Source organism: Biomaibacter acetigenes (assembly GCF_003691585.1).
GTDB classification, from domain to species: Bacteria; Bacillota; Thermosediminibacteria; order Thermosediminibacterales; family Tepidanaerobacteraceae; genus Biomaibacter; species Biomaibacter acetigenes.
Window position 1 is genome coordinate 1,237,401 of the sequence record NZ_CP033169.1, and the last position, 11,313, is coordinate 1,248,713.

The 11,313-nt window shown below is 41.0% G+C and carries 16 protein-coding genes; 14 read left to right on the forward strand and 2 right to left on the reverse strand.

Going from position 1 to position 11,313, the window contains the following annotated elements:
- Nucleotides 1-2: 2 nt before the first annotated feature.
- Complete coding sequence (locus tag D2962_RS05940; protein ID WP_122014453.1) at nucleotides 3-815, reverse strand: helix-turn-helix domain-containing protein; 813 nt, start codon at nucleotides 813-815, stop codon at nucleotides 3-5.
- 201 nt (nucleotides 816-1,016) lie between these two features.
- Between D2962_RS05940 and D2962_RS05945 the strand changes: the two genes are divergently transcribed.
- From D2962_RS05945 to D2962_RS17460, 5 genes are read left to right on the forward strand one after another with little or no spacing between them, the layout of a single operon-like run.
- On the forward strand, nucleotides 1,017-1,232 hold the full coding sequence (locus D2962_RS05945) for a helix-turn-helix transcriptional regulator (protein WP_122014454.1): 216 nt from the start codon (nucleotides 1,017-1,019) through the stop codon (nucleotides 1,230-1,232).
- Nucleotides 1,233-1,274: 42 nt separating this feature from the next.
- The gene (locus D2962_RS17455; RefSeq protein WP_162991117.1) at nucleotides 1,275-1,589 is read left to right on the forward strand and encodes a hypothetical protein; all 315 of its coding nucleotides are present in this window, start codon (nucleotides 1,275-1,277) and stop codon (nucleotides 1,587-1,589) included.
- On the forward strand, nucleotides 1,574-1,864 hold the full coding sequence (locus D2962_RS05950; protein WP_122014455.1) for a MerR family transcriptional regulator: 291 nt from the start codon (nucleotides 1,574-1,576) through the stop codon (nucleotides 1,862-1,864). Before D2962_RS17455 ends, D2962_RS05950 begins: the two co-directional genes overlap by 16 nt.
- Before the next feature lie 55 nt (nucleotides 1,865-1,919).
- Complete coding sequence (locus D2962_RS05955) at nucleotides 1,920-2,420, forward strand: hypothetical protein (protein ID WP_122014456.1); 501 nt, start codon at nucleotides 1,920-1,922, stop codon at nucleotides 2,418-2,420.
- Between the two features lie 47 nt (nucleotides 2,421-2,467).
- The gene (locus D2962_RS17460; protein WP_162991118.1) at nucleotides 2,468-2,632 is read left to right on the forward strand and encodes a hypothetical protein; all 165 of its coding nucleotides are present in this window, start codon (nucleotides 2,468-2,470) and stop codon (nucleotides 2,630-2,632) included.
- Nucleotides 2,633-2,775: 143 nt separating this feature from the next.
- Here D2962_RS17460 and D2962_RS05960 read toward each other — a convergent pair whose 3' ends face one another.
- Nucleotides 2,776-3,072 carry a hypothetical protein gene (locus D2962_RS05960; RefSeq protein ID WP_122014457.1) on the reverse strand — a complete coding sequence of 99 codons (297 nt, stop codon included), beginning with the start codon at nucleotides 3,070-3,072 and terminating at the stop codon, nucleotides 2,776-2,778.
- A gap of 60 nt (nucleotides 3,073-3,132) precedes the next feature.
- Between D2962_RS05960 and D2962_RS05965 the strand changes: the two genes are divergently transcribed.
- The 9 genes from D2962_RS05965 (at nucleotide 3,133) to D2962_RS06005 (ending at nucleotide 11,157) form a co-directional block, all read left to right on the forward strand.
- Nucleotides 3,133-3,399: a hypothetical protein gene (locus tag D2962_RS05965; RefSeq protein WP_122014458.1), complete on the forward strand. Its 267-nt coding sequence runs from the start codon at nucleotides 3,133-3,135 to the stop codon at nucleotides 3,397-3,399.
- A gap of 25 nt (nucleotides 3,400-3,424) precedes the next feature.
- On the forward strand, nucleotides 3,425-3,643 hold the full coding sequence (locus tag D2962_RS05970; protein ID WP_122014459.1) for a hypothetical protein: 219 nt from the start codon (nucleotides 3,425-3,427) through the stop codon (nucleotides 3,641-3,643).
- A gap of 18 nt (nucleotides 3,644-3,661) precedes the next feature.
- Nucleotides 3,662-3,886, forward strand: coding sequence for a YdbC family protein (locus tag D2962_RS05975; protein WP_122014460.1), 225 nt, complete (start codon nucleotides 3,662-3,664; stop codon nucleotides 3,884-3,886).
- Nucleotides 3,877-4,332, forward strand: a complete 456-nt coding sequence (locus D2962_RS05980) for a hypothetical protein (protein WP_122014461.1) — start codon at nucleotides 3,877-3,879, stop codon at nucleotides 4,330-4,332. Before D2962_RS05975 ends, D2962_RS05980 begins: the two co-directional genes overlap by 10 nt.
- A 20-nt stretch (nucleotides 4,333-4,352) precedes the next feature.
- On the forward strand, nucleotides 4,353-4,781 hold the full coding sequence (locus tag D2962_RS05985; RefSeq protein WP_122014462.1) for a hypothetical protein: 429 nt from the start codon (nucleotides 4,353-4,355) through the stop codon (nucleotides 4,779-4,781).
- On the forward strand, nucleotides 4,778-5,950 hold the full coding sequence (locus tag D2962_RS05990) for a DUF2800 domain-containing protein (RefSeq protein ID WP_122014463.1): 1,173 nt from the start codon (nucleotides 4,778-4,780) through the stop codon (nucleotides 5,948-5,950). Before D2962_RS05985 ends, D2962_RS05990 begins: the two co-directional genes overlap by 4 nt.
- Before the next feature lie 29 nt (nucleotides 5,951-5,979).
- On the forward strand, nucleotides 5,980-6,690 hold the full coding sequence (locus tag D2962_RS05995; protein ID WP_122014464.1) for a DUF2815 family protein: 711 nt from the start codon (nucleotides 5,980-5,982) through the stop codon (nucleotides 6,688-6,690).
- The gene (locus D2962_RS06000; RefSeq protein ID WP_122014465.1) at nucleotides 6,687-8,675 is read left to right on the forward strand and encodes a DNA polymerase; all 1,989 of its coding nucleotides are present in this window, start codon (nucleotides 6,687-6,689) and stop codon (nucleotides 8,673-8,675) included. Before D2962_RS05995 ends, D2962_RS06000 begins: the two co-directional genes overlap by 4 nt.
- A 79-nt stretch (nucleotides 8,676-8,754) precedes the next feature.
- A complete protein-coding gene (locus D2962_RS06005; protein WP_122014466.1) occupies nucleotides 8,755-11,157 on the forward strand; it encodes a virulence-associated E family protein in 2,403 nt (800 codons plus the stop codon).
- The last annotated feature ends 156 nt before the right edge of the window (nucleotides 11,158-11,313 follow it).

Below are 11,313 nucleotides of genomic sequence, written 5' to 3' on the forward strand. Positions count from 1 at the left end.
CCTTAATAAGTTTTTAGGGCCATTATAACACGGCCTTGAATTCTTACATCATCTTTTTCAATATTATACATTGCAGGTTGATGTATAGGGTTAGTAGACATCGGGATTAGGGTTATCATGTTATGATTTAATACTACTTTTTTAACTGTAGCCTCATATCCATTTATTAAAACCACACCTATTTGTCCACTTTCTAAATAATTCGTCTTTTCAACAAGAACCCAAGTTCCGTCCTGAAATTCTAAGTTCATGCTATCCCCTTTAACTCTAAGAAGAAAATATTGCTTGTCTTGTTCTAAGAAATAAGTATCGATAGGCATATAGCCTTCCAAATTTTCTTCTGCTAGAATAGGTTGTCCTGCTGCAATTTTCCCGACTTTAGGAACATACCTAACTTGTCCAAGGGGACGGTACGAGGAAGGATCTATATTTTGATCAATATGCTTGTGTGGTTTTTCATGTTTTATCGTATTTATTATATGCTTTATGAGTTTTTCGGAAATTCTGTTTTGGGCTTCTTGCCCCAGCTTGTCTAGAAGTTCAGGATCATTTAGATCTATATTTTGCAAACCGATTTTTTTAGCTTCTTCCAAAATATTATCATCGATAATTTTATTTAAATCATCTTCAATTAATGCTGCTATTGAAACCTCTAAAGCATCAGCAATTTTGTTCAATGTTTCAATGCTAGGATTTCTGTAACCTTTTTCAATATTAGTTAGACTTCCTGGATGTATGCGTGCTTTAGCGGCTAAATCTTGTAAGGCTATTCCTTTCTCTGTTCTTATTTTTCTTATATTTTCTCCTATTGTCATTTCTCACACCTCTTTTATATTTTTTTCTGTCAGACAAAAATATTATATAACATCATTTTATTTTTGTCTATAAGAAAATAAAAGAATTATTAAGATAATTAAAGTAAGATTGTAATAAATTCGTCTCTATGACAAAATACGAGTTTGAATATACTCTTTATATAGATTAAAATTGTCATAGAGACGAACGGAGGGGTCTAAATGAACAAAATAAAGATTTTGAGAGCAAAAAATAAAATATCTCTTAAACAGCTTGCTGAAAAAACAGGATTATCAATAGGATATTTAAGTCATCTTGAAAATGGTTCAAGAAATAATCCCTCCAAAGAGACAATGGAGCGAATTGCAAAAGCTCTAGGGGAAACAGTACATGAAACCTTTTTCCCAGAAGAGAGGAAGGGATATATGAATGAATGAAATTCAACAGTCTTCGATCTAAATAATTGGGGGGTAGGATGAATGATTCAAAAAGACTTAAGTTTGTTAACCAGACGAAAGATGTATTCAATTCTTACGCATTTACAGACAAAAACGGAATTTCCGCGAGCAAGACAGATATTCACTAACACACTCAAATTTTTCGATGACAAATGCCCTGGATGTGGTGCAGAAAGCGAAAAGAGTAGGCTGGTGCGGATATTCAGAGAAGACTCCGATTTCGATATCGCCACCTACATCTGCCCCAAATGTGGCACAATTTACCGCAAATATGAAGACAAAAGAAAACCCATCCAAGGGGACCTCTTGGAGGCGGTATCATGGATAGACTCCTGACTCAACAAGACCTCGCCAAACGGTGGCAAGTTTCCGTCAGAGCAATAGAAAAATGGCGAGCCGAAGGAATTCTTCAACCCGCTAAAGGTATACCGGCCATACGGTTTACTCCGGAATATATAGCAGAGCTTGAAGGTGTTGAACTGGCAAAGACATCACCATTGCAGGTCAAACGGTTAGAGCGGGAGATAGAGGATCTTAGGCGAGAGAATGAAGAGTTAAAGGGGATTATTGCTAAAGTGCTGGCAGAAACATCAAAAGTGATTAACTTATAAGTTTGACATACCAATAAAGATTGTTGGATGCCAATCAAAGGGGAGGATGATGATAATGAAACAAAGGCAGATAACTAAAAATCAGTTTGAAAAATTTCTCAAGGCCAATAACCTCACTATAAAAATTATCCCGGTCTGGGAAGGTGCCACAGACAGATACAAAATGGAAGTCTATTACAAAGGGCACCTGATCGCCGATGGTAACGAGTTTTACAAAAAAGAACCGAATTATACTTGGGCCTATGAATACATCATGGATCTCACCGGTAGCTATGAATGGGAAAAATATGTTGATGTTGAAAGGTTCAAGACAATTGAGGAAATCGAAGAAATTGAGGAAGATATGAGAAGGATGGAAGAAATAAAAGTTAATCTTACAAAGGACGAAGTACTTAACTTATTAACTGCTGCACAATGTTTAAGCGAACGCAAGCAAAAAACATTAAAGTTATATCAAGATATCAACCTTAGTGAAAATTTTCAAAATTCAACTATAGAAGAAATAAAATTGCTTGACTCCGCATATAAAAAGCTGTTTCAGGCACTACTTTACTAATACCCAAAATTTTTGAATAAAAAGTGGACAAGGGGGAGGTGAGGAGAGTGGAAAAATATCAAGTTGAATTTAAGCAACAAATAAAAATAGCGGAAAAGATTATACGACTACTGGAAGATGAAAATGTTAAAATTGCTGATGTGCCTAAAATATGTGAAAAAGTAATTTCACTTTCTGGTAAATCGCCAGTTAAATGGACTGAAATAGATTAATTATAGGGGAGGTGAGAAGGATGGAAGAAGAAATGATACGGTTTAGGTACATTACTGATGACGAAAGAAAAGAGATAAATTCCGTAAGCTAGTAGCTTCAAAGAATTTATCTCGGGAGGATCTAGTTTTAATATTAACATCCATTAGTTTGAATTACGATATTTTTCCACAAGGCTTGTTAGAGAAGACTCTAGGAATTCGAAAGTTGTAACATTTTCAATAACTTCTAAATTCACTTTGCCTGGTTTTAACTGCCAAAGATATATAACAGCTTTCATCTTTTTACGACTGTTATTTAGCCCGGATACTTCTAATTCATAGTTATCATTAATTTTACGATAAATGACTTGTTCAGCATCTATAACTTTAATAGAGTAATCGGGACCTAATTTTGAACATATTTCTTTTAACTTTTTAGTTGGGCTTTTCACTTTAAACAAATCAAACACCTCCCTTCAGAGAAATTTTACCATAATTCAGGAGAAAGGAGGGCAGTGATTATGCTAAAGGAAGAACTCGAAAGAGAAATCAATAGCATCACTCAACAGCTTAATGAATGTAACCGAATTATCGCCTTAGCTGTAGAAGCCGCCCAAAAAGCAGACAAGCTCCGAATAGAATTAAAAAAGCTTATGATTGAATACCTAAAAATTGATACAGCAAAAGCCGAAATAAAGCCGCTTTTTATCTTTCAAGGCAAAACAAAAGACCTTCTCAAAGAGCTTGAGAAGGCACAAAACCACTCACCCTCATTTTACCACTGGTAAATGAGGGAATCAAGGGAGAGATAATATGTTAACAAAATGTCCCCTGAAACCAAGAAAAACTATAGTCGGCAAAGATAGAAGAGATAATGAAGTGCCTCTTAATGAAGCAAGCTACAAAGAAGAAGAGGTATATGACTTTGGTGAATGTATCCATAAAGAATGCGCTTTCTGGAGCACCGATGCTGAGTGTTGCGGCATTCTGTTATTATCAGATACCGGCATGTATTTTAGTATGCGAATATAAAAAGGAGGCCGAAACATAATGCCAGACAAAGAAATAAAGTTTGAAATCATACAAAATCTTGGGATCCTCTCTACATCTCCAAAGGGATGGAGAAAAGAAATCAATTTGATCAGCTGGGATGGCCGAGAACCAAAATACGATATCCGGGATTGGGACCCTGAACATAAAAGAATGAGTAAAGGTATTACGTTGACAACTGAAGAGCTGAAAAAGCTGAAGGAGGTCCTAAATAAGTGGAATTAAAACAAGTGACTATCAAAAAAGCTGTACCACCAGATCTGCCTGGCGCAAAAATTACGGTGTTCGGAAAAAACTACATAGGCACCAAGCACTATTTAATCAGAGAAGATATAGCACCAAAGGCCTTTATCTCCGCAGTAAACGGCCTAAGTGAAATTAGAGTTCTCAACGCACCAAGTCTTGAAGGCTATTTCAAGGATGATTTTTATCACTGCTCTGATATAGATGCAGAAACTGGGCTTATTAAAGATAAAGTCATAGATGGTAAAAAGCTTTTAATTATTATGATCAAAACAGAAGCAGGCCCTGTTTATGTAAATTACAACTATTATTGCTATCTTAAAAGATTAAAATTGGAATTTCGATTTAACACACCTACATTGCCCATAGGTTTATTCAAAAATAACGAACTTGTCGGGATTTTATGCCCGATAGAATTAAAAAAGTAAATCAAAAGGAGAGAGAAACCGTGGATATGAACATCAGTATAAAAATCGACGCACCTGAATTGGCAGGTGCCATTCAAGCCCTGGCCGCAGCTTTGCTTGAAATGTCCAAACCTGTATCTGAATCCATGCCAACACCTGAACCAGAACCGACACCAATAGCACAATTTAAACCATCACCAACAGCTGTCCCGACTACCCCTATATCAACATCACAACCGATACCGGAACCGGTAATAACACCCGCACCCCCGACAACTGTTCCAACTACACCACAGACATACACTATGGAACAATTGGCGGTAGCGGCCACTCAATTAGTTGATGCTGGTCGCAGAATGGAACTCGTGGCTTTGTTGAACAGCTTCGGTGTACAAGCACTCACCGCATTGCCCAAAGAACAATACGGCGCATTCGCTACAAAACTTCGAGAGATGGGGGCCAAAATATGAAAAATATCGAGGCCCAGGTCCCGGTAGCCGAACATGCTTTATTATCGGCCTCAGGGGCGCATAAGTGGCTGGTATGCACACCATCCGCAAGACTGGAAGAGACTTTTCCGGAGACCACAAGCGAATATGCGGAAGAAGGGAGATTAGCCCATCAAATCGCAGAGTTAAAACTCCGGAAACACTTTATCGAACCCATGGGACCTAAGACTTTCAATAACAAACTTAAAAAACTTAAAGAAAATCCTTTATTTCAGGAAGAAATGTTAAACCACGTAGATGAATACTTTAATTATGTTTGCAAAATAGCACTTAATTATCCTTCAACACCCTATGTAACTATCGAAAAAAAGCTGGATTACAGCACTTATGTTCCTGAAGGTTTCGGCACCGGAGACTGCATCATAATTGGTGGCGACACCCTTCACATAATTGATTTTAAATACGGAAAGGGGGTGCCTGTGTCAGCAGAAGACAATCCGCAAATGAAACTTTACGCACTGGGGGCTTTATCAGCCTATTCAATCCTGTATTCAATCAAAAAAGTGAAGATGTCTATAGTGCAGCCCAGACTTGACAGCATTTCAGAATGGGAAATATCAGCAGCGGACTTGCTAACCTGGGGTGAAAGTATTAAACCTATTGCACAAAAAGCCTTCAATGGCGAAGGTAATTTTGTTCCCGGGGATCATTGCCGCTTTTGCCGGGCAAAAGCACTATGCCGGGCCCGGGCAGAATTCAATATGAGTCTTGAGAGCTATAATATGATGAAGCCCCCAATAATCTCGAATCAGGAAGTGGGAGAAATCCTGATAAAAGCTCAGGACCTGGTTAAGTGGGTTAAGGACCTTGAGGAATATGCTTTGTCAGAATGCTTGGCCGGCAATGATATACCCGGATGGAAAGCGGTTGAAGGCCGAAGCGTAAGACAATTTACCGACCAAGAAGCAGCTTTTAAGGTACTCATGGCAAACGGTATAGATGAAGCCATGCTGTATGAACGTAAACCGTTAACCTTAGCAAGCGTTGAAAAGTTACTGGGGAAAGCAAAATTCAAAGAACTATTAGACGCTTATGTAGAAACGCCGCCCGGAAAACCGACTTTAGTACCGGAAAGCGACAAACGAGAACCGATAAGACGCATAAGCGCAGAAGAAGATTTTAAAAGCTAAAAAATTATATGTAAAGGGGAAAAGTGAAAATGAGCAAAAATAATCCACAGCATGTAGTAACCGGCAAAGTGAGACTTAGTTATGTGCATCTGTTTACACCATACGCAAATCCAAACGGAGGGGAACCAAGATACAGCGTAACAATCCTGCTTCCAAAATCCGACATAGCGACAAAACAGCGTATTGATGCAGCTATTCAGGCAGCCATTCAAACCGGGATATCCTCAAAATGGAATGGTGTCAGACCCCCGCAAATAGCAATACCCATCCATGACGGCGACGGGGTCCGGCCTTCTGACGGAATGCCTTTTGGTGAAGAATGCAAAGGGCACTGGGTATTTACGGCATCCTCCAAACAGCCTCCACAGATAGTGGATTTACAGCTTAACCCGATTATTAATCAAAGTGAAATCTATTCCGGCATTTATGCTAGAGTGTCAATTCAATTCTTCCCTTACTCCAACAGCGGTAAAAAAGGTATCGGATGCGGCCTTGGCAATGTCCAGAAACTCGAAGACGGAGAACCGTTAGGTGGGCGCACCACCGCCGCTGACGATTTTGGCGACAGCGCCGAAATATACACCACGCAACAGATACCTGCTTATACTCAACCAATACAACAAAATCAACCAACATATTCACAATTAAACAAACCAACTTTTGCACAACCTATGCCTTCAGCACCGCAGATTGACCCAATAACTGGCATGCCGATTACCGGCCGAGTGATGGGCATATGAAACATCTATCAATAGACTTAGAAACCTTTAGTAGTGTAGATATTAAAAAGGCGGGATTGTACAAGTATGTACAATCCCCCGACTTCCAAATATTGCTTTTTGCATTTGCCTTCGATGATGACCCTGTGCAGGTAATTGATCTGGCTCAGGGTGAAAAAATACCCCAACATGTCATATCCGCTCTGTGGGACCCAAATATTATCAAACATGCCTATAATGCATCCTTTGAATGGTACTGCCTAAGCAAATTTTTCAGTATATCAAACCCGGAAGCATGGCTCCCCCAATGGCAGGATACCATGCTGCACGGCTTATATTGCGGTTACACGGCAGGCCTGGCAGCCACAGGCGCCGCACTAGGGCTGCCTGAAGATAAAAAGAAAATGAGCATCGGCCAGGCGCTTATCCGGACTTTTTGCGTGCCCTGCAAGCCCACAAAAAGCAACGGATACCGGACAAGGACGTTACCACACCATGAACCTGAAAAGTGGAAATTATTCAAGCAGTATAACGCCCAGGATGTAGTGACTGAGCGGGAAATAGAACGTAGACTGTCTGCCTTTCCGGTGCCGGAACAGGAACAAAAACTCTGGCGGCTGGATCAGCAGATAAATAATTATGGGGTTATGGTGGACCAGGATCTAATTGAAGGGGCTTTATATTGCAGCGAAAAAATTACAGATGAATTAATAAATGAGGCAATAAAGATTTCAGGCCTGGACAACCCCAAAAGTGTTCAACAATTGTCACAGTGGCTCGAAGAAGAAACCGGAGAGGAAATACCGGACCTGCAAAAAGATACTGTTAAAAATCTTATTAAAACTACCGAAGATGAAAAAGTAAAACGCATGCTGGAGATCCGTCAGGAGCTTTCTAAAACATCCGTGAAAAAATATACAGCCATGAAAGAAGCTGTATGCGACGACGGACGTATCCGAGGGCTATTACAATTTTACGGAGCCAACCGTACTGGCCGATGGGCAGGCCGCCTCGTCCAGGTTCAGAACCTTCCTCGAAATTATCTTGAAACATTATCCCACGCCAGGGACTGTGTAAAAAACAAAAAAGTAGACGCCCTAAAAATCGTATACGGCAGTATTCCAGATACCCTCTCGCAACTCATCCGAACCGCTTTTATACCGTCTCCCGGGTATGTTTTAATAGATGCTGACTTTTCCGCGATAGAAGCCCGGGTAGTCGCCTGGCTTGCCGGTGAACAATGGCGGCTTGATGTGTTCAACACTCATGGGAAAATATATGAAGCATCCGCATCCCAGATGTTCGGAGTACCTATAGAAAAAATAGTTAAGGGTAATCCGGAATATGCCTTAAGGCAAAAAGGAAAAGTTGCAGAATTAGCTTTAGGTTATCAGGGTTCCGTAGGTGCCCTTATCAAGATGGGTGCATTGAGCATGGGGCTAACCGAAGAAGAATTACCGGAAATTGTGCAACGGTGGAGATCCTCAAACAAAAGGATTGTGGATCTATGGTATGCGGTAGAAAATGCTGCTCTTACCGTAATGAGAACAGGTCAACCTGTAGGTATAAAAAATCTGCTATTTGCCCGAGAAGGAGATTATAACACTGGCCAAGATTTCTTAACAATTACCTTGCCCAGTGGCCGAAAGTTATTTTATGTAAAACCGTTTATCGCACAAAATGACCGGGGCCAGGATGCGCTATATTATCACGGGATAAATCAAACGTCAAAGAAGTGGGAAACGGTCTCTACATACGGAGGCAAACTGGTTGAAAATATAACCCAAGCAGTTGCCCGTGATTGTTTGGCTGAAAGCCTAATGAGGCTTACTGCTGCCGGATACAAAATCGTTTTCCACGTACATGATGAAGTTGTGCTGGATGTACCGGAAGAAAAAGCAGATCTTGACAAAGTATGCGAAATTATGGGGCAACCAATACCTTGGGCACCAGGATTACCACTTAAAGCGGATGGGTTTATAACAAAGTTCTATAAAAAAGATTAAAAAGTAGCTTATACCGTTTAATAAGAAATTAATATATCCAAAACCAAATTATTCTATTCAATCTTTTAGGTGGTGGCTTATGCTCACTAATGACCGAAAAATAACGATATCCGCTGCCGGAAGCCGAAGAGCCACACGATGGCCCGCTCAAACTTTATATTGGTCTGAATTTGTAGAACGCTTAAAAACGCCGGTAAGAGGCACCGAAACTTTAACTGAATACTTACGTTTCCCCAAAAGCCGTCAAGATGATTTAAAAGACGTGGGCGGCTTTGTAGGGGGCCTTTTAAAAAATGACAGGAGAAAAGCAAACAATGTAATCGGAAGGGATATCATCACCCTGGACCTTGATAATATACCCGCAGGTGGCACTCAGGACGCATTGCGCCGAATTGAAGCCCTGGGATGTGCTTATGTCGTATATTCCACACGTAAACATGAGGAAGCAAAGCCACGACTTCGGGTAATCATACCGGGCAACCGGACAATTACAGCCGATGAATACGAACCATTGGCCCGAAAACTGGCAAGCATAATTGGAATAGAATTATGTGATCCTTCTACCTTTGAGGCTTCCAGGCTCATGTATTGGCCCTCATGCTGCTCTGACAGCCAATACGTCTACCAATATGGAGACAAACCTTTCCTGGATGTGGATGGGCTACTGGCAACGTATAAAGACTGGCGCAATGTAGCAGAATGGCCTGAAATACCAGGAGTACAACAGACACATGCAAAACTCGCCGCAAAACAGGGAGATCCTACGGCCAAAGCAGGTATCGTCGGTGCCTTCTGCAAGGTATATGACATATATAAGGCTATGGATACTTTTTTACCCGGCGTTTATGCCCCATGCGACGGTAAGCCGGATCGATACACTTATACCGGTGGATCCACAACCGGCGGTGCAATTGTATATGATAACGGAACATTCCTTTATTCGCACCATGCCACAGATCCAGCGGGAGGACGGCTGGTAAATGCTTTTGACCTCGTGAGATTACATAAGTTTGGTGAACTGGACGATGAGGCAAAGCCCGATACCCCTACAAATAAATTGCCATCTTATGCGGCAATGTGTGAGCTGGCGGTATCGGATGCCCAGGTGGTAGCATTACTCAATCAAGAGCGATACGAAAAAGCCACTCAAGATTTTGCTGTAATCACTGTAAATCAAGATGATAATACCAATTGGATAAGTAAGTTGCAGGTCAGCACCACCACCGGTATGCCGGCAAAGACAACGGACAATATCCTGATTATACTGGAAAACGATCCACTTTTGAAAGGAAAGCTTGCTTTTGATGAATTCGCCAACAGAGGTCTAGTGCTGGGCCCCCTACCCTGGGATCCTCGCACGGAACGCCGACAATGGACAGATGTCGATGACGCCGGTCTCAGACATTACCTTGAACACACTTATAAAATCACGGGTAAAGACAGAATATTCGACGCCACAGCATTATGCGCTCATAAACACTTGATAAATGACGTAAAAGACTACTTAACCAGCTTAGAATGGGATGGTATTAAACGACTTGACACATTGCTTATAGACTACCTGGGGGCCGAGGATACGCCATACACCAGGGCGGTCATACGTAAGTCTTTAACGGCAGCTGTGGCCAGGGTAATGACGCCGGGAGTAAAATATGACTTTGTGCCGATTATAGCAGGACCACAGGGTATAGGTAAAAGCACTTTTTTAAGAATCCTGGGCCGGCAATGGTTTTCTGATAGCTTAACAACTTTTGAAGGCAAAGAAGCATCTGAAATGGTCCAGGGTATATGGATCAATGAACTCGGAGAACTAAACGGCCTTAATCGTTCAGAAATCAATGCCGTAAAGCAATTTATAAGCAGAACGGACGATATATATCGAGAACCATATGGCCGGCGCACAGGCAGATATCCGAGACGATGCGTATTTTTTGGGACTACCAACGATGCTGAATTTTTAAGAGACAAGACAGGCAATCGACGCTTTTGGCCAGTAGATGTGGGGATTCAACCTGTAAAGAAAGATGTTTTTAAGGATTTAGAAAATGAGGTAGACCAAATATGGGCTGAAGCATTCGTTCACTGGCAGCTGGGGGAACCGTTATATTTGACGGGTGAAATAGCGGCTGAAGCAAAGAGAGAACAGGAAGCGCATGAAGAAAGCAATGCGAAAGAGGGCATTATTCAAGAATTTGTAGAACGTCGGGTGCCGCTGGATTGGGAAAAAAGGACTTTAAATGAAAGGCGATTATATTGGGCCGGGGAGTTTGGCCGTGACACCGGCGAAACCATGGAACGGGACCGGATATGTGCCGCAGAAATATGGTGCGAATGCCTGGGCGGGGATATCAAGTATATGAAAAGGTCCGATGTGTTGGAAATAAATAGTATTTTGGCAAACATCCCGGGGTGGAAAAGAAGTAAAGGCACGTATCGCTTCGGGTGTTATGGACATCAAAGAGGATTTATCAGAATCAAATAATCTGTTAACATTGTTAACATTGTTAACATTCAATGTTAACGGTTAAAACCCGCATAAAATCTAATATTATAACCTTTTGTTAACATTGTTAACATTCTTTTTATAGTAAATATAAAAAGAGAGGATATAAAGGGTTATATAGTACTTAATACGCCT

Excerpts from the sequence above, each read along its gene's own strand:
- D2962_RS05990 (WP_122014463.1), top strand. The coding sequence starts at position 4,778 with ATGAAAAATATCGAGGCCCAGGTCCCGGTAGCCGAACATGCTTTATTA.
- D2962_RS05970 (WP_122014459.1), top strand. The coding sequence starts at position 3,425 with ATGTTAACAAAATGTCCCCTGAAACCAAGAAAAACTATAGTCGGCAAA.
- D2962_RS17455 (WP_162991117.1), top strand. The coding sequence starts at position 1,275 with ATGATTCAAAAAGACTTAAGTTTGTTAACCAGACGAAAGATGTATTCA.
- D2962_RS05965 (WP_122014458.1), top strand. The coding sequence starts at position 3,133 with ATGCTAAAGGAAGAACTCGAAAGAGAAATCAATAGCATCACTCAACAG.
- D2962_RS05955 (WP_122014456.1), top strand. The coding sequence starts at position 1,920 with ATGAAACAAAGGCAGATAACTAAAAATCAGTTTGAAAAATTTCTCAAG.
- D2962_RS05950 (WP_122014455.1), top strand. The coding sequence starts at position 1,574 with ATGGATAGACTCCTGACTCAACAAGACCTCGCCAAACGGTGGCAAGTT.
- D2962_RS06005 (WP_122014466.1), top strand. The coding sequence starts at position 8,755 with ATGCTCACTAATGACCGAAAAATAACGATATCCGCTGCCGGAAGCCGA.
- D2962_RS05940 (WP_122014453.1), bottom strand. The coding sequence starts at position 815 with ATGACAATAGGAGAAAATATAAGAAAAATAAGAACAGAGAAAGGAATA.
- D2962_RS05995 (WP_122014464.1), top strand. The coding sequence starts at position 5,980 with ATGAGCAAAAATAATCCACAGCATGTAGTAACCGGCAAAGTGAGACTT.
- D2962_RS05975 (WP_122014460.1), top strand. The coding sequence starts at position 3,662 with ATGCCAGACAAAGAAATAAAGTTTGAAATCATACAAAATCTTGGGATC.
- D2962_RS06000 (WP_122014465.1), top strand. The coding sequence starts at position 6,687 with ATGAAACATCTATCAATAGACTTAGAAACCTTTAGTAGTGTAGATATT.
- D2962_RS05945 (WP_122014454.1), top strand. The coding sequence starts at position 1,017 with ATGAACAAAATAAAGATTTTGAGAGCAAAAAATAAAATATCTCTTAAA.